The sequence below is a fragment of the Streptomyces sp. NBC_01288 genome, assembly GCF_035982055.1.
Lineage (GTDB): Bacteria > Actinomycetota > Actinomycetes > Streptomycetales > Streptomycetaceae > Streptomyces.
Genome location: NZ_CP108427.1, coordinates 1,079,712 through 1,096,823, shown reverse-complemented (window position 1 = coordinate 1,096,823; position 17,112 = coordinate 1,079,712). Strand labels below are relative to the sequence as shown.

The window sequence follows — 17,112 nt, the reverse complement described above, 5'->3', positions numbered from 1 at the left end:
ACGGCTTTCAGCCGATTCCCTCGACGAGTTCGGCCGGAGAACGCCTCCCGGGTGTCGTCGACTGAGCCGAACTCATCGGTACGACCACGGCGTTCGGCACGGAGAGACCCCTCACCGGCCTCGTGGTGGACCAGCAGGCGGCCCTGCTCGCCTCACCGCACCCGGCGGCGCCAAGTGCACCTACGGAACAGGGGCGTTCCTCCTCGCGCACACCGGCGACTCACCCCGGCGCGGCGACCAGGGACCGGTGAGCTGTGTGGTGTGGCGGCTCGGCGGGCGGGCCAGTCGCTGCCTCGACGGGCAGGTGTACACGGCCGCTTCGGCCGTACGGTGGCTCGCCGGCCTCGGCGTCATCTGCGGTGCCGCCGACCTGGACCGGGTGGGCGGCGCCGTGTCCGACAGCGGGGCGCCATCTTGGTGCCCGCCCTCGCCGCCCTCGCCGCACCCTGGTGGCGCGGCGACCTGCGCGGCTCGCTCACCGGACCCGGGAATCAGATGACTCTCAGCCGGACGAGGGCGCCGAGTGTCAACGCGCCCGGAATGATGGGGATCCAGACCGTGATGATCCGGTACGCCAGCACCACCGCCGTGGCCACCGCGACCGGGCCGCCCGCCGCGACCAGCGCCACGATCAACGCGGCCTCCACCGAGCCGATCCCGCCCGGCGTCGGCACCAGCGCGACCGCGACCGTCGCCGCCAGATAGGCGAGCGCCATCTGCGCGGGCGGCACCGGCAGGTTCAACGCCTGCCCCACCGCGACGAGTCCGGCCGCCTGGAGCGCGGGGAACGCCAGCGAACCGCCCCACAGCGCGAGCGCCCGAGCCGGCCGCGTGTGCACAGAGCGGGCCTCGCTGAACGCCGTACGGAGGAACGACAGGATCGCCGTCCGCAGCCGTCGTACCAGAACGAGGACCAGGACCGCCGCGCCCAGCACGGCGCCGATGCTGGCGAGCAGCGGGCCAAGTGCCCCTGTCGGAAGGAGAGTTCCGAGGCGCAGGGCGTCGGGGAAGGCGATCAGTAGACCGGTGAGCAGCGTCAGCCGGGCTATCGACTCCGCGAGGAGGAACAGGGCCAGCGCGGCGGACGAACGGGCCAGCGGCAGCCCGCACACCGTCAGGAAGCGCAGGTTGACCGCGCCCGCGCCAAGTCCCGTAGGCAGCAGGTGGTTTGCCGCGCCCGCCGCGAACTGGGTGGCCAACAGCCGCCGCGCGGGCAGTCGTTCGACCACGGCACCCTGCCGGGTGAAGGCGGCGGCGACCCAGGTCAGACAGGTGGCACCGGCCGCCGCCACCAGCCAGGGCCACTCCGCGGCCCGCAGCTGGCCGAAGCCCTCGACGAGAACGGACCGGTGCTGGACGGCGACGACGGTGACCAGGAGCAGCGGGAGCAGGCACAGGATCTGCCGGACGCGGACGTGTCTCACATCACTGGAGGGTTTCCGCGCCACGACAACTGCGGGTTGCGGCAGCGGGGACAGCTCCTTACGCGCGCCCTTACACGTGTCCTCGCGCGAGTCCGTAGGCGCGGATGCGACGAATCCGTTGACCTCAACGACGCTTGAGGTCCTACGGTCTCTCCCATGAGCATGGAGAGCACGGCCTGGACCCAATTGCACACCGTCATGACCGCAGAACAGGAACGCCGCCCGTTCGCCCGCGCCACGCTGCGCCGCATCGCGGAGTTCGCTCGGCCGCACCGCCGCCCGATCGCGCGGTTCGTCCTGCTCGGGGTGGTGACCGCGCTGCTCGCCGTCGCGACCCCCGTACTGGCCGGACATGTCGTCGACGCGATCGTGTCGGGCGGCGACGACGGGACCGTCGTACGCCTCGCCCTGCTCATCGCCCTGATCGCGGTCGCCGAGGCGGCCCTCGGGATTCTCGGTCGGCGGCTCTCCGCCGCGCTCGGGGAGGGGCTCATCCTCGATCTGCGGACGGCTGTGTTCGATCATGTGCAGCGCATGCCGGTCGCGTTCTTCACACGTACCCGTACGGGCGCGCTCGTCTCCCGACTCAACAACGACGTGATCGGCGCCCAACGCGCGTTCAGCAACACCCTGTCCGGAGTGGTGAGCAACTTCGTCACCCTGCTGCTCACGCTGGTCGTCATGCTCACCCTGTCCTGGCAGATCACCCTGCTCGCGCTCGTCCTGCTGCCGGTGTTCGTGATCCCGGCCCGCCGGATGGGCAGCCGGATGGCCGGCATGCAGCGCGAGGCGGCCACGCTCAACGCCGCGATGAGCACCCGTATGACCGAACGCTTCTCCGCGCCCGGCGCGACCCTCGTCAAACTCTTCGGCCGCCCCGACGAGGAGTCCGTGGAGTTCGCGGACCGCGCGAGCCGGGTCCGCGACATCGGCGTCCGCTCGGCCACCGCCCAGTCGGTGTTCATCACCTCACTGACCCTGGTCTCCGCCCTGGCCCTCGCCCTCGTCTACGGCCTCGGCGGCTGGTTCGCCCTGCACGGCACCCTGGAGCCGGGCGCGGTCGTGTCGCTGGCCCTGCTCCTGACCCGCCTCTACGCCCCGCTCACCGCGCTCGCCGGTGCCCGCGTCGAGGTGATGAGCGCCCTCGTCAGCTTCGAGCGCGTCTTCGAGGTGCTGGATCTGAAACCGCTGATCGAGGACAAACCCGACGCCCGTGAGGTCCCCGAGGGTCCGGTCGCGGTCGAGTTCGACGAGGTCCGCTTCGCCTACCCGTCCGCCGACAAGGTCTCCCTCGCCTCACTGGAAGAGGTCGCCTCCCTCGACACCCGCGGCGGCGCCGAGGTCCTGCACGGCATCTCCTTCCGCGCCGAACCCGGCCAGACCATCGCCCTCGTCGGCTCCTCCGGCGCCGGCAAGTCGACGGTCGCCCAACTCCTGCCCCGTCTCTACGACGTCGACGAAGGCGCCGTACGCGTCGGCGGCGTCGATGTCCGCGACCTCACCGCCGCCTCCCTGCGGGCCACCCTCGGCATGGTCACCCAGGACGGCCACCTCTTCCACGACTCGGTGCGCGCCAACCTCCTGCTGGCCCAACCCACCGCCACCGAGGACGAGTTGTGGGACGCGCTGCGCCGCTCCCGCCTCGACGATCTCGTACGGTCGCTGCCCGACGGCCTGGACACGGTCGTCGGCGAACGCGGCTACCGGCTCTCCGGCGGCGAGCGCCAACGCCTCACCATCGCCAGGCTGTTGCTGGCCGGCCAGCGCGTCGTCATCCTCGACGAGGCCACCGCCCACCTGGACAACACCTCGGAAGCGGCCGTCCAGGAGGCACTCGCCGAGGCGTTGCAGGGCCGTACGGCGGTGGTGATCGCCCACCGGCTGTCCACCGTGCGCTCCGCCGACCAGATCCTCGTCGTCGAGGCGGGCCGCATCGTGGAACGCGGCACGCACGACCAACTCCTCGCCACCGACGGGCGGTACGCGGAGCTGTACCGGACGCAGTTCGAGAAGCAGCCGGAGATTGGACCGGTCCAGGAAGCGGTGGTGTGACGGCCGAGCGGCGTAACGGGCGTCAGGGCTCGCGGTGTTCGTGCGCCGCGTTCTCCAACTCCTCGGCCTCGGCCTCGGCCACCCGGATCTCGGCCTCCACATCGATCGAGCGGCTCAGCCACCAGTACAGCAGCCCGGCGACCGGCAGTCCGACGAACAGGGAGAGATCGGCGCCGTCCATGGCGTGCGCGATCGGGCCGACGTAGAGGGTGCCGACGGAGAAGAACGGCACCATGACACCGAAGCCCACCAGGTAGGAGATGATCCCGTGCCAGCCCCAACGGCCGTAGATGCCATGGGGGTTGAAGATCTCGGCGATCGCGTAGTGGCCGCGGCGCACCACGTAGTAGTCCATCAGGTTGACCGCGGTCCACGGGATGAACAGATAGAGCACCAGCAGCAGGAAGTTGTTGAAGTTCGTGAGGAAGTTCGCGGTCGCGGCCATCGCACCGGCCAGGGAGAGCGCGGCGGTCAGCCCGATCGTCAACGCCCTTACGGACACGGTCGGTTGGACCTTCTTGAACGAGTCGATCGCGCTGATCAGGGTCAGTGAACCGCCGTACATGTTCAGCGCGGTCACGGAGACCAGGCCCAGGGTGGCGAAGAGGAGCACGATCGCGCCGAAGCCGCTGAACACCTTGTCGCCCGCCGCGTTGATCGAGCGGATCGTGTCGAAGTCCTTGCCCGCCCAGGCGGCGAGCAGCGCGCCGAGCGTCATCAGCCAGACCCCGCCGAGCGCCGAGCCGAAGTAGGTCCAGTAGAAGGTCTTGCGGACGGTCACGTCCGGCGGGAGGTAGCGCGAGTAGTCCGAGACGTAGATCGCCCAGCTGATCTGGTAGCCCGCGACCACGCCGAACTGCGCGAGGAACGGCGTCCAGGAGAAGCCGCCGAGGTCGAAGGAGCCGGCCGGGTAGTGCAGGGTCGCCAGCACGCCCACGGTGAAGATCCCGAAGACGACCAGGAAGGTGTACGTCAGGAACTGCTCCGCTTTGTGGATCACGTCGTAGCCCACCAGCGCGATCACGAACCCGACCACGGTGACCACGGCCACCCACATCTTGGTGCCGCCGTGCACCGTGGTGTGCAGGGCCTCACCGGCGAGGATCGTGTTGAAGACGTTGAAGCCCGCGTACTGCACATAGGCGAACAGCCACACCAACAGGGCGCCCACGTAACCGAATTGGGGCCGCGACTGGATCATCTGCGGCAGCCCCAGCTGGGGGCCCTGGGCGGAGTGGAAGGCCATGAAGAAGGTGCCGAGCAGGGTGCCCGCGACGATCGCGATGAGCGACCAGATGAGGTTGCCGCCCTCGGTGATGCTGATCAGGCCGACGGCGAGGGTGGCGATCTGCGCGTTCGACATGAACCACAGGGGGCCCAGGTGCCACAGCTTGCCGTGGCGCTCGTTCAGGGGGACATAGTCGATGGAACGTATCTCCAGCCCGGACACCCGGGGCTCTGATGTGGTGGTCACGGCGTCTCCAGGGTGCTGATCCGGCCTGTGTGGCCACATTCATCCCCCGCACGGGAACCGGCAACCGCAACCGAAACTGTGAACCACGGTCTTTACCTGGTCCATACAAAAGGCGCGTCCGGCCGCCTGCCCGATACATCCCGGAGACCTGGTGATCACCATCCGTTACGCTCGGGTGTGGACTCCGCCGACCTCACGGCCTGACCATCGCATCTGGAGGAAGCCCATGAGCGAGATCGAGATCCGCGACGACCGGGCGGCGGGCCGACTGGAGGCGATCGCCGGCGGTGAAGTCGTGGGCCACATCGAGTACTTCGTCCTCGAATCCCCCGCGCGCGCCCTCGTCCCGGTCCACACGCTCGTGGAACCGGCCCACGAGGGAAAGGGCATCGCGGGTTCCCTGGCCCGCGAGCTGTACGGCATCGCGGCCCGCGAGGGCATCGTCGTCGCCCCGCTGTGCCCGTACGTCGTCAAGTGGGCGGAGCGGCATCCTGACGAGGCACCGGCCGCGGACCCGGAGTTGCAGCGGGCGGCGACGGAGTGGCTGGGGGCGCATCCGGGGCGGTTCTAGGACACCCGCGGGTGATGCGGGGGCTGGTCTCGGCTCGATGTGAGGTCGGCTCCAAGGGCGGCTTCAACTCCCGTACCAGGGTTGCGCGGTGACCGCCCGATGGCGGCGGCGCTGGAGAGCGCCCTGGAGCCGACCGTGACGCTGGTCGAGGAAGAGGGGCGGCGCATCGGCCGCAGGTCTCACGAACCGTTCGCAACCCACGCACCGTTCCCATCCACCGAGGGCTGCGCCCGGCTGGTCGCGGTTCGCGGCCGGCTTGCGTCGGGTGAGTCCACCCGGGTGAGTGTCCGCGCCGGTCACGGGTACGCGGGGGAGTAGTCCAGGGCCGACGTAGCCGACATTCACCACTGACTGGAGGACACGATGACCCACCCGTACCCCGACCCCGTACCCCCGGCACCCACCCCGGGCCCCGGTCCCACGCCGGACCCGGTGCCCGGACCCGGTCCCGTACCCGTGCCGGACCCGGAGCCCCCGGTACCGCTGCCCGCGCCGCCGCCGGGACCCGGCCCCACCCCGGGGCCGTCGCCGTCCCCGATCCCGCCGGGCCCCGAGCCCGTACCGAGCCCCGAGCCGGGGCCGCCGCTCACCTGAGACCGGTCGCCCGGGACCGGCGCCGTGGACGCTGTCCTGGCAGGATGGCCGTATGGAACGAGTGCTGGGAATCGGCGGATACTTCCTGCGGGCCACCGACCCGGGGACCCTGAGCGCGTGGTACCGGGACTGCCTCGGACTGGACGCCGACGAGCACGGTCTGTGGGGTCAGGAAGCGGGGCCGACGGTGTTCGCGGCGTTCGAGTCCGGGACCGACTACTTCGGGTCCCGGACCCAGCAGACCATGCTCAACTTCCGCGTCCGCGACCTCGACGCGATGCTCGCGCAACTGCGCGCCAAGGGCGCGGACGTGGCGGAGGAGACGCAGGACATGGAGGGCGTCGGCCGCTTCGGTTGGGTCACCGACCCCGAGGGCAACCGCGTCGAACTGTGGCAGCCCGCCTGACCCGTGGCCTTCCGGCAGGCAAGCTGTGCCAGCCAGCCAGCCAGCCAGCCAGCCAGCCAGCCAGCCAGCCAGGCCCGTGGCCTTCCGGCGGCCGAGCCGTGCCAGCCCCCGGCCCGTGACCTTCCGGTGGGCGAGCCGTGGCAGCCCCCCGGCCCGTGGCCTTCCGGCAGGACGGCGGACGAGCTGTGGCAGCCCGCCCGCCGTGTCCCTGCGCCCCCCGTCCGGGGTTTCCCTAGGCCGTGACCTCCGACCGGTCCCCACCCCACAGCGTGTGGAACGCCCCGTCCCGGTCCACCCGGCGATACGTGTGCGCCCCGAAGAAGTCCCGCTGCCCCTGCGTGAGCGCCGCGGGCAGCCGCTCGGCGCGCAACGCGTCGTAGTACGCGAGGGCCGCCGAGAAACCGGGCGTCGGGACGCCCTGGCGGGTGGCCGCGACGACGACCTCGCGCCAGTCGTCCTGCGCCGCCGCGATCTCCTGCGCGAACGTCTCGTCGGACAGCAGGCTCGGCAGGTCCGCGCGGGCGTCGTACGCGGCGCGGATGCGGTCGAGGAAGGCCGCGCGGATGATGCAACCGCCGCGCCAGATCGAGGAGATGGCGCCGAGGTCGACGTTCCAGTCGTACTCCTCGCTGCCTGCCGCGATCTCGTGGAAGCCCTGCGTGTACGACACGATCTTCGACGCGTACAGCGCCTGCTCAACCCGGTCCGCGAAGGCCCCGGCCTCGGACTCGCTCAGGGGTGAGGCCGTGGGACCGACCAGACCCCGGGAGGCCTCGCGCAGCGCCGCGTGACCGGAGAGGGAGCGGGCGAAGACCGCCTCGGCGATGCCCGAGACCGGGACGCCGAGGTCGAGGGCGATCTGGACCGTCCAGCGGCCGGTGCCCTTCTGCTCCGCCTGGTCGACGACCACGTCAACGAACGGCTTGCCGGTGGCCGCGTCCACGTGGGACAGCACCTCGGCGGTGATCTCGATCAGGTACGAGTCCAGCCGGCCCGTGTTCCAGGTGCGGAAGATGTCCGCGATCTGCGCGGGGGAGTACCCGGCGACATCGCGCAGCAGCTGGTACGCCTCGCCGATCAGTTGCATGTCGGCGTACTCGATGCCGTTGTGGACCATCTTCACGAAGTGCCCGGCGCCGTCGGGACCCACGTGGGTCACACAGGGCGCCCCGTCCTTCGCCTTCGCGGAGATCTTCTCCAGCATCGGACCGAGCGAGTCGTACGACTCCTTCGGGCCACCCGGCATGATGCTCGGCCCGTGCAGCGCGCCCTCCTCGCCGCCGGAGACGCCCATGCCGACGAAGTGGATGCCCTGTTCGCGCAGGTCGCGCTCCCGGCGCCGGGTGTCGGCGAAGTGCGCGTTGCCACCGTCGATGATCATGTCGCCCGGTTCGAGGAGCGGGGCGAACTCCTGGATCACCGCGTCCGTCGGGTCACCGGCCTTCACCATGACGACCAGGCGGCGCGGCCGCTCCAGCGCCGCCACGAAGTCCTTGGCGGTCTCCGCCGCGATGAAGTCGCCCTCACCGCCGAACTCCGCCACCAGGTCGCGCGTGCGGGACGCGGTCCGGTTGTGCACGGCGACCGTATAGCCGTTGCGCGCGAAGTTGCGGGCGAGGTTGCGGCCCATGACCGCGAGACCCGTGACGCCGATCTGCGCTGAAGTGCTCATTCGGTTGGCTCCTAAAGATCAGGAAGGTCCTGACATCGGTGGTACCGGTCGTGCTCGCCAGTATTGCCCCACTGACCATCCTGGCCCGCCGGTACCCCGACCGCACGTGCTGGCCGTGCGAAGTTGTCCGCCTTCGGTCGGTGTTCCACCTGCGCTCCTTCCGCGGAAACGCAACCCCAACCCCACCAGCCCCACCCGTTTCCCAACAGGCAGGGAATACCGGTCACTTGAGCCACAGGGAGGCCGGTTGCCGTCTTGTCATGGCCTGTTCGGGGCGCTTATTTTTGGCCCTCCTGACGCATGTGGAGGGGGATTCCCCATGGCCGTACGCGGCCGGCACCGCCGGTATCAGCCGAGCAGGATCAACCGGGCCTCGCTGCTCACGGTCACGGCGGGCGGCGCGGGCATCGCGATCCCGCTCGCGACCGTCGGCGCGGGCACCGCCCAGGCGGCCGATGTGAGCACCTGGAACAAGGTCGCCGCCTGTGAGTCCAGCGGCGACTGGAGCATCAACACCGGCAACGGGTTCTACGGCGGGTTGCAGTTCACCCAGTCCACCTGGGAGGCCTACGGCGGCACGGCGTACGCGCACCGCGCCGACCTCGCCACCCGGGACCAGCAGATCGCCGTAGCGGAGAAGGTGCTCAAGGGCCAGGGACCCGGCGCCTGGCCGGTGTGCTCGGTGCGCGCCGGACTCACCCGGGGCGGCGGCACCCCCGACATCCACGTCGGCGGCAGCAGGACCGAGAGCACCGCGGCGCACAAGGCCAAGGCCAAGGACGCCAGGACGCAGACCGTGGTGAAGCGGTCCGTGAAGGACGTCCAGCCGCAGACCACACCGCAGTCCCGTGCGGGCACCGTCGAGATGTACACGGTCGTGCGCGGAGACACCCTCTCCGGGATCGCCGACACCGAGCGCGTGGACGGCGGCTGGCACGGGCTCTACGCCGCGAACCGCACCACCGTAGGGGACGATCCCGACCTGATCCTGCCGGGCCAGCGGCTCAGCCTGCACGGCAAGGCGGCCCCCGCGGCCCACACGACGACGAAACCGGCCACCAAGTCGTCGACCACCAAGTCTCCGAAGAAGAAGGCCTCTTCGGAGACCACCGAGAAGGTCACCCACAAGAAGACGACGAGTCACTCCCTCGTCGCCCCGGTGAACGCCCCCATCGGCACCGCGTACCACGCGACGGGCTCCTCCTGGTCGAAGGGCTACCACACCGGCGTCGACTTCCTCGTCCCCACCGGTACTTCGGTGAAGGCCATCGAGAAGGGGACGGTCGTCAGCGCGGGGTGGGCCGGGTCCTACGGCTACCAGGTGGTGATCCGGCACGCCGACGGGCGGTACTCGCAGTACGCGCACCTGTCCGCGATCTCCGTGCGGGACGGCCAGTCGGTGGGCGAGGGGCAGCGCATCGGGCGGTCGGGGTCCACCGGGAACACCACGGGCCCGCATCTGCACTTCGAGGTGCGGACGGGGCCCGGCTTCGGTTCCGACATCGACCCGCTCGCCTATCTGCGGGCCGGCGGCGTCAGGATTTGACTCGGGTACGGCGCCGGTCGTGGACCGGCATCATCACGTACAGCCCGGCGTGGAACGGACCGAAGTAGCCGACCGGTTCAGCGGGTCCGGCCGGCTCCAGGGTCTCGTAACCCTCGCCGGCCGGGATCGCCGCCTGGGCCGGGACGAGGATCGCGTCGCCCGGTGTGCCGGCCGTGATGTCCGCGGCCGGCACGTCGACGTTCGCGCTCACGCCGACGGGCTGTCCAGGGAGGGCGTCCAGCAACTCCTCGACGGGCGAGGGCACCACAGGAGGTGCGGTGGTGTCGGCCGGTACGCTCTCGCTGCCCAGCCGCTCCGTGGTCAGCAGGATCAGGCCGCCCGCGGCGACCACTCCGGCGGACAGGGCGAGGAGGGTGCCCGTCGTGCCGTAGCGGAAGGTCTCACCGAACATCGTGATGCCGACCGCGGCCGCCACCACCGGGTTCACGACCGTGAGGACCGCCAGCGGAGCCGCCAGGCCCGCGCCCCGGTAGGACGCCTGCGAGAGCATCAGACCGGCGACGGCGAACACCGCGATCACGCCGAGGAACGGGATGTCGGTCGCGGAGACCGCGCCGTTGTCCCAGTCGACCGTCACCGTCTTCGTGAACACCGAGGACATGCCGAACGCTATGCCGGACGCGGTCGCCAGCAGCACGCTGCGCACCACCGGGTGCCGGTGTGCCGCGCGGCCCGCGATCATCAGGGTCACGACCACCGCGCCGGTGAACACGGCCACGGACACCCGCTGGGCGGTGCTCAGCGACTGACCGTCGGACGTACCCACCAGGGACAGCAGACCCGCGAGACCGATCGTCGCCATGATGGCGCCGCGCCAGGCGGTGGAGCCGGCCTTGCGGCCGACGAACAGGGCCGCCATCGGCAGCGCGAACACGATCGTCAGCGCGCCCAGCGGCTGCACCAGGCTCAGCGGGCCGTAGGCCAGCGCGACCACGTGCAGCAGACCGCCCGTACCGTTCAACGCGACCGCCGCCCACCAGCTCGGGCGGCGCAGCGGCGCGTACTCCTGGTCGGGGGAGGACACCGCGACGCGCTCCTGCACGATCGCTCCGCCGGCGTAGGCCACGGCGGAGACGAGCGACAGCAGGATGGACAACGCGAGGGCGCTCATCGGCAGCTCCTCTGCGTCAGGCGGGTACCTCTGGCACCACGCGGCGAACGGTCGGCTTTCATACAGAACACGATGCCGCTCGATGTTCTTCCCGTCGTCGTACCTGAGCACCGATTGGGTAGTACTGCCGATGGAGTACGAAAGGCACCTTGTCCTCCCCAAGGTGGGTGACACCGGGCGACACCCCCTGGGGGAAACCCCTAAGAGCCTTGGTACTACTGCTCTTCGTGGACCTCGACCCCGAACTCGCCGCGCTCCGCCCTCTCGGCGGCTTCTTCGTACTACGCACGGGCGCAGCCCCGTACGGCCCGCTGCCGACGCTCGCGCGGACCTACGAAAACCCGGCGTCGGAGGTTTACGGAAATTCCCTGACTTTTCGTGTCCAGATCGTCGCGGAGCGTCTCCAGGCCCCTGAACTGCGCGTCGCCGCCTCGATCGCCCAGCAGGCGCTCGCGGCCCGGCTGTGGTCCGTGGCGCTCGGCTGCGCCGCCCTGTACGGCCGTATCCCCGACCTCGATCCCCGGCTGCTGCACTGGGACGCCGACCGCAGCGCCCCGGACGACCTGTGGCTGGCCGAGGTCCGCCCGTTGCCCGGCGACGCCACAGACCTCGCGGACACCGTCCTCCACGCCCACCTCGAACCCCTGAACGCGGCTCTGGCAGCCCGCCACCGCACGGCTACCGGGCTCCTGTGGGGCAACGCGGCCTCCGCGCTCGCGGGCGCCGCACGGGAACTGGACCGCTGGGCACGCACGCGTGGCCGCACGGAAGTGGCCACGCGCGCGCGTGCGCTCACCGCGGAGCTCTTCGCCCACCCGCTCCTCGCCGGCACCGGAACGTTCACCGGCAGCTCCTTCCGGCGCCGCAGCTGCTGCCTCTACTATCGGGTCCCTGGTGGCGGCGTGTGCGGGGACTGCTGCTTCACACAGCCGCCTGGCTCTTCCCGAAACGCCGCTTCTGGGTGACCATGAGGGCAATCAGCCGCCGAGAACAAGGGGTTTCGGGTGCGAGTGGGACTGCTGACCCGGGAGTACCCGCCGGATGTGTACGGCGGCGCGGGCGTCCATGTGGAGTTCCTCGCCCGGGAGTTGAGGCCCCTGGTCGATCTCGACGTGCACTGCTGGGGCGAGGGCCGCACGGAGGGCGTCGTACGCCACCGCTCCTGGCCCACCCTCGACGGCGCCAACGACGCCCTGCGCACCTTCTCCGTGGACCTCTCCATGGCCGCCGCCCTCGAAGGCCGCGAGCTCGTCCACTCCCACACCTGGTACGCCAACCTCGCCGGCCACTTCGCCAAGCTCCTCTACGGCATCCCGCACGTGATGACCGCCCACTCCCTGGAGCCGCTGCGCCCCTGGAAGGCCGAGCAGCTCGGCGGCGGATACGCCCTCTCCAGCTGGGCCGAGCGCACCGCGATCGAGGCCGCCGACGGCGTGATCGCCGTATCGGGAGCCATGCGCGAGGACATCCTCACCTGCTACCCGACGCTGGACCCGGCCAAGGTGCAGGTGGTCCACAACGGCATCGACACCACGCTCTACCAGCCCGACCACGGCACCGACGTCCTCACCCGGCTCGGCATCGACCCCGACCGCCCCTACGTGCTGTTCGTCGGCCGGATCACCCGCCAGAAGGGCGTGCCACACCTGCTGCGCGCCGTGCGGGACATCGACCCGGCCGCCCAGGTCGTGCTGTGCGCGGGCGCGCCGGACACCCCCGAGATCGACCGGGAGTTCCGCGAGCTCTTCCAGGAGCTGAGCAGCGTCCGCGCGGGCGTCCACTGGATCCCGCAGATGCTGCCGCGGCCGGAAGTGATCCAGCTCCTCACCCACGCCACCGTGTTCGCCTGCCCCTCGGTGTACGAGCCCCTGGGGATCGTGAACCTGGAGGCGATGGCCTGCGGTACGGCCGTGGTCGCCTCGCGTGTCGGGGGCATCCCGGAAGTGGTGGCACATGGGGAGACGGGGCTGCTGGTGTCCGTCGACGACGACTTCGAGGCCAACCTCGCGCTGGCTCTCGACTCCGTGCTCGCCGACCCGGAGACTGCGAAACGGATGGGCGAGGCCGGGCGGGAGCGCGCGGTCGGCGAGTTCGGCTGGGACGCCGTGGCGCTGCGTACCGCGCGGCTCTACGGGGAGATCGCCAAACAGGCTTAGTGTGCGCTGCTCAGGGGCAGGCTGGGGTCAACCAGGGTGAGGGGAGCGGCCATGCGTCGTGGCGGACCTTCGGTGCTCGGGATCGTACTGGCGGGCGGTGAGGGCAAGCGGCTGATGCCCCTGACCGCCGACCGGGCCAAACCCGCGGTCACCTTCGGCGGAACGTACCGCCTCGTGGACTTCGTGCTGTCCAATCTCGTCAACGCGGACATCCTCCGCATCTGCGTGCTCACGCAGTACAAATCGCATTCGCTGGACCGCCACATCACCACCACCTGGCGCATGTCCAGCCTGCTCGGCAACTACGTCACACCCGTCCCGGCCCAGCAGCGCCTCGGCCCGCGCTGGTACCTCGGCAGCGCGGACGCGATCCTCCAGTCGCTGAACCTGATCTACGACGAGCGCCCCGAGTACGTCGCGGTGTTCGGCGCCGACCACGTGTACCGCATGGACCCGCGCCAGATGCTCGCCCAGCACATCGAGAGCGGCGCGGGCGTCACCGTGGCCGGAATCCGCGTCCCGCGCGCGGAGTCCTCGCAGTTCGGCGTGATCACCCCGGGCTCGGACGGCCAGACGGTGGAGAACTTCCTGGAGAAGCCCGCCGACCCGCCCGGCCTGGTGGACGACCCGGAGTGCGTCTACGCCTCGATGGGCAACTACATCTTCACCACCAAGGCGTTGATAGAGGCTCTCCAGCGCGACGCGGAGGACCTCGGCTCCGTGCACGACATGGGCGGTTCGATCCTGCCCGCGCTCACCGAACGGGGCGAGGCCGCGCTCTACGACTTCAGCGCCAACCACGTCCCCGGCGAGACCACCCGTGACCAGGGCTACTGGCGCGACGTCGGCTCCCTGGACGCGTACTACGACGCCCACATGGACCTCATCGCCGAGCGCCCCGCCTTCAACCTCTACAACCGCAACTGGCCCATCTACACGCACTCCGGCCAGCTCTCCCCGGCCCGCTTCAACGCCGGCGGCATGGCCAGCGAGTCGATCATCAGCTCCGGCTGCCTCATCCGCGGCCAGGTCACGCGCTCGGTGCTGTCCCCGGGCGTGGTGGTCGACCCCGGAGCCGTCGTCCAGGGCTCGATCCTGCACGACAACGTCCACATCGGGCGGGGCGCGGTGGTCCGGGGCGCGGTCCTGGACAAGAACGTCGAGGTACCGCCGGGCGCGACGATCGGCGTCAACCCGGAACGGGACGCCGACCTGTACACGGTCTCCAAGGGTGGCGTCATCGCACTCGGGAAGGGCCAACTGGTCACGTAACGCCACGTCTTGGCGATCCGGGGCCCCGGTGCTTTTCGGCCGCACCGGGGCTTCGCGCTGTCCGGGTGCCTGCCGTGCCCCCTTCCCGCCCCGGCCCCGCCCGCGCTTGTCATGTCCCTGGACGGAAGGCGGAATCCGTGTTGTCATGCCAACTGCCGCCTATGACAACGTTGTTATGGAGGTTCCGTGCGCATCAGACGACTCAGAGACCGACTCGCGCTCCTGCTCGCCCTGGCCCTCGGCATCGCCGGGCTGGCCGCCGTCCCCACCGCGAGCGCCACCGCCGCCGACGACCCCGTCGAGATCCACGGCCTGAAGGGCGAGTACTACACCCAGTCCGCCCCCGGCGCCTTCGACTTCGCCGACCTCAAGGCCACCGGCTTCGATCCGAACCTCGACTTCGACAACCTCGAACCCCGACTCGCCTTCACCACCGGCCGGTCGGACGACGTGAGTGTCCGCTGGACCGGCAAGCTCGTCCCGGCGAAGACCGGCCCCCACACCTTCTCGATCATCGGCGACAACGGCTTCCGCCTCTGGATCGGCGGACAACTCGTCATCGACCACTGGGTCGACGACTGGGACCGCGAACAGACCTCCACCCCCGTCGAGTTGACCGCCGGCACGGCCTACGACATCAAGGTCGAGTACTTCGAGCACTACGGCGGCTCCAACCTCCACGTCCGCTGGACCGAGCCCGGCGGCACGAAGACGGCCATCCCGCAGTCGGCCTTCCGGCTCCCCGACGGCTACGACTACGACGGCGCCATCGCCGCCACCGTCACCAGCACCGGCCGCACCCTGAAGCTCGACTTCGCCCAGCCCCTCGCCACACCCCCGGCCGACCTGACCGACCACCTCGAAGCGGTGATCGGCGGCGCCAAGTGGCCCCTGGGAGCAGCCAAGTTGGACCTGAAGGACCCGCGCACGCTGCTCGTCCCGCTCGCGGAACCCGTAGTAGGCAACAAGACGGGCACCGCACCCGGCACCGCGGACATCCGCTACGACGGTGAAGCCGGTCTCGCGTCAGCGGATGGCAACGTTATCAACGGCTTCTGGAGCACCGGCCCGAACCGCTCCACCTACGAGCTCCGCACCCAGTGGGCCGACCAGGTGGGCCCGCACAACGCCCTCCCCGAGTACCCGCGCCCGCAACTGACCCGCACCGACTGGCGCAACCTGAACGGGAGTTGGCAGTTCGCCGCAGCCACGGCGGGGGAGCAGCCGCCGGTCGGCAAGAACCTCGCCGAGCGCATCCTCGTCCCGTACCCCGTCGAGTCCCAGCTCTCGGGCCTGGAACGGCACGAGGACCGCATGTGGTACCGCCGCACCTTCACCGTCCCCGCCGACTGGAAGGTCGGCTCGGGCAAGCGGCTGATGCTCAACTTCGGCGCCGTCGACTGGCGGGCCGAGGTCTACGTCAACGGCACGAAGGTCACCGAACACCAGGGCGGCTACGACAAGTTCAGCGCCGACGTGACCGACGCCCTGAAGCCCGGCCGCACCCAGGAGCTGATCGTCGGCGTCTACGACCCCACCGACGCGGCGAACGGCGAGAACCCCCCGATCGGCAAGCAGCGCCTCGACCCGAGCGGCATCTGGTACACCCCGACCTCGGGCATCTGGCAGACGGTCTGGATGGAACCGGTCGCCCCCGACCACGTCGACTCCCTCAAACTCACCCCCGACGTCACCAAGAGCCAACTCACCGTCGAGGCAAAGGGAGTCCGGGACGGCGTACCGATCACGGCGACGGCGTACGACGGAAAGCGGCAGGTCGCCACCGTGAACGGCCGCACCGGCAGCCCGCTCACCCTGACCGTCAAGAACCCCCGCCTCTGGTCACCCGACGACCCGTTCCTCTACGACCTGAAGGTCACCGTCGGCAAGGACCGCGTCGGCAGCTACTTCGGGATGCGCTCGATCGCCGTCGAGAAGGTCGACGGCGTCCCGCGCACGGTCCTCAACGGCAAGCCCGTCTTCATGATGGCCACCCTCGACCAGGGCTTCTGGCCGGACGGTCTCTACACGGCCCCGACCGACGAGGCACTCGCCCATGACCTCAAGATCCACAAGGAGTTGGGCTTCAACGCCGTGCGCAAGCACATCAAGGTCGAACCCGACCGCTGGTTCTACTGGGCCGACAGGCTCGGCCTCATGGTGTGGCAGGACATGCCGGCGATGACCGCCGGGGTGAACCCGTCCGCCGCCGCACGTGCCGAGTACGAGCGCGAGATGAAGCAGATGATCGACGAGCACATCAGCAGCCCGTCGGTCGTCATGTGGGTGACGTTCAACGAGGGTTGGGGCCAGTACGACGAGGCCCGCATCGCCGACCAGGCGAAGGCCTGGGACCCGACCCGCCTCGTCAACAGCATGTCCGGCATCAACCTCGGCGTGGACGGCGGCACCGGCGACATCATCGACGAACACGGCTATCCCAGCCCCGCCCTGCCACCTCACCCGGACGGTCAACGCGCCCTGGTGAGTGGGGAGTACGGCGGCCTCGGGCTCGCGGTGCCGGGACACGCGTGGTCGGTCCAGCAGTCGTACGTCGACGTCGACCCCGCCGCCTACACCGACGACTACCTCGCCAAGCTCGCCGAGGTGCACGCCCTGACCTGTCAGGGGAGCAACGGCGCGGTCTACACCCAAATATCCGACGTCGAGGGCGAGTTGAACGGGCTCATGACGTACGACCGGCGCGTGCTCAAGCCCGACGCGCAGAGGGTGAGGGCCGCTCAGCAGGCCCTGATCCGCGACGCCTCGCAGGCGACGCCCGCGAACTGCCCCACCACCTGACCCCTTTCGCC

The 17,112-nt window shown here is 70.3% G+C and carries 12 protein-coding genes and 1 pseudogene; 9 read left to right on the top strand and 4 right to left on the bottom strand.

Annotated features, from left to right (window positions below; all coding sequences use genetic code 11):
- Positions 1 to 35 precede the first annotated feature (35 nt).
- Positions 36 to 501 (top strand): annotated as a pseudogene (locus tag OG194_RS04995) (FGGY family carbohydrate kinase); the annotation flags it as partial.
- Here the strand turns inward: OG194_RS04995 and OG194_RS04990 are convergent.
- On the bottom strand, positions 492 to 1,424 hold the full coding sequence (locus OG194_RS04990) for a lysylphosphatidylglycerol synthase transmembrane domain-containing protein (protein WP_327399607.1): 933 nt from the start codon (positions 1,422 to 1,424) through the stop codon (positions 492 to 494). The pseudogene OG194_RS04995 and the gene OG194_RS04990 sit on opposite strands and share 10 nt — an antisense overlap.
- Positions 1,425 to 1,586: 162 nt before the next feature.
- Between OG194_RS04990 and OG194_RS04985 the strand changes: the two genes are divergently transcribed.
- A complete protein-coding gene (locus OG194_RS04985) occupies positions 1,587 to 3,476 on the top strand; it encodes an ABC transporter ATP-binding protein (protein WP_327406981.1) in 1,890 nt (629 codons plus the stop codon).
- A gap of 22 nt (positions 3,477 to 3,498) precedes the next feature.
- Here the strand turns inward: OG194_RS04985 and OG194_RS04980 are convergent, their stop codons facing one another.
- Positions 3,499 to 4,950: a purine-cytosine permease family protein gene (locus tag OG194_RS04980; RefSeq protein ID WP_327399606.1), complete on the bottom strand. Its 1,452-nt coding sequence runs from the start codon at positions 4,948 to 4,950 to the stop codon at positions 3,499 to 3,501.
- A 211-nt stretch (positions 4,951 to 5,161) separates the two neighbouring features.
- Here OG194_RS04980 and OG194_RS04975 point away from each other — a divergent pair, with 211 nt between their 5' ends.
- Together OG194_RS04975 and OG194_RS04970 are read left to right on the top strand one after the other, a co-directional pair.
- Positions 5,162 to 5,521, top strand: coding sequence for a GNAT family N-acetyltransferase (locus OG194_RS04975; RefSeq protein WP_327406980.1), 360 nt, complete (start codon positions 5,162 to 5,164; stop codon positions 5,519 to 5,521).
- Positions 5,522 to 6,167: 646 nt separating this feature from the next.
- Positions 6,168 to 6,521 (top strand): VOC family protein, encoded by a 354-nt coding sequence (locus OG194_RS04970; protein ID WP_327399605.1) that lies wholly within the window; start codon positions 6,168 to 6,170, stop codon positions 6,519 to 6,521.
- A gap of 232 nt (positions 6,522 to 6,753) precedes the next feature.
- Here the strand turns inward: OG194_RS04970 and gndA are convergent, their stop codons facing one another.
- On the bottom strand, positions 6,754 to 8,193 hold the full coding sequence (gene gndA, locus OG194_RS04965; protein ID WP_327399603.1) for an NADP-dependent phosphogluconate dehydrogenase: 1,440 nt from the start codon (positions 8,191 to 8,193) through the stop codon (positions 6,754 to 6,756).
- 319 nt (positions 8,194 to 8,512) lie between these two features.
- Here gndA and OG194_RS04960 point away from each other — a divergent pair, with 319 nt between their 5' ends.
- Entirely contained in the window at positions 8,513 to 9,739 is a 1,227-nt protein-coding gene (locus OG194_RS04960) for a transglycosylase family protein (protein ID WP_327399602.1), read from the top strand.
- Here the strand turns inward: OG194_RS04960 and OG194_RS04955 are convergent.
- On the bottom strand, positions 9,729 to 10,871 hold the full coding sequence (locus OG194_RS04955; RefSeq protein WP_327399601.1) for a DMT family transporter: 1,143 nt from the start codon (positions 10,869 to 10,871) through the stop codon (positions 9,729 to 9,731). The genes OG194_RS04960 and OG194_RS04955 overlap by 11 nt on opposite strands.
- Positions 10,872 to 11,080: 209 nt before the next feature.
- Between OG194_RS04955 and OG194_RS04950 the strand changes: the two genes are divergently transcribed.
- The 4 genes from OG194_RS04950 to OG194_RS04935 all read left to right on the top strand — a co-directional run bounded on the left by OG194_RS04950 (position 11,081) and on the right by OG194_RS04935 (position 17,101).
- Positions 11,081 to 11,836 carry a (2Fe-2S)-binding protein gene (locus OG194_RS04950; RefSeq protein ID WP_327399600.1) on the top strand — a complete coding sequence of 252 codons (756 nt, stop codon included), beginning with the start codon at positions 11,081 to 11,083 and terminating at the stop codon, positions 11,834 to 11,836.
- A gap of 39 nt (positions 11,837 to 11,875) precedes the next feature.
- Positions 11,876 to 13,027 carry a glycogen synthase gene (gene glgA / locus OG194_RS04945; RefSeq protein ID WP_327399599.1) on the top strand — a complete coding sequence of 384 codons (1,152 nt, stop codon included), beginning with the start codon at positions 11,876 to 11,878 and terminating at the stop codon, positions 13,025 to 13,027.
- A 51-nt stretch (positions 13,028 to 13,078) separates the two neighbouring features.
- The gene (gene glgC / locus OG194_RS04940; protein ID WP_327399598.1) at positions 13,079 to 14,299 is read left to right on the top strand and encodes a glucose-1-phosphate adenylyltransferase; all 1,221 of its coding nucleotides are present in this window, start codon (positions 13,079 to 13,081) and stop codon (positions 14,297 to 14,299) included.
- Positions 14,300 to 14,485: 186 nt separating this feature from the next.
- On the top strand, positions 14,486 to 17,101 hold the full coding sequence (locus OG194_RS04935; RefSeq protein ID WP_327399597.1) for a PA14 domain-containing protein: 2,616 nt from the start codon (positions 14,486 to 14,488) through the stop codon (positions 17,099 to 17,101).
- Positions 17,102 to 17,112: the final 11 nt, after the last annotated feature.

Excerpts from the sequence above, each read along its gene's own strand:
- gndA (WP_327399603.1), bottom strand. The coding sequence starts at position 8,193 with ATGAGCACTTCAGCGCAGATCGGCGTCACGGGTCTCGCGGTCATGGGC.
- OG194_RS04985 (WP_327406981.1), top strand. The coding sequence starts at position 1,587 with ATGGAGAGCACGGCCTGGACCCAATTGCACACCGTCATGACCGCAGAA.
- glgC (WP_327399598.1), top strand. The coding sequence starts at position 13,079 with ATGCGTCGTGGCGGACCTTCGGTGCTCGGGATCGTACTGGCGGGCGGT.
- OG194_RS04955 (WP_327399601.1), bottom strand. The coding sequence starts at position 10,871 with ATGAGCGCCCTCGCGTTGTCCATCCTGCTGTCGCTCGTCTCCGCCGTG.
- OG194_RS04960 (WP_327399602.1), top strand. The coding sequence starts at position 8,513 with ATGGCCGTACGCGGCCGGCACCGCCGGTATCAGCCGAGCAGGATCAAC.
- OG194_RS04970 (WP_327399605.1), top strand. The coding sequence starts at position 6,168 with ATGGAACGAGTGCTGGGAATCGGCGGATACTTCCTGCGGGCCACCGAC.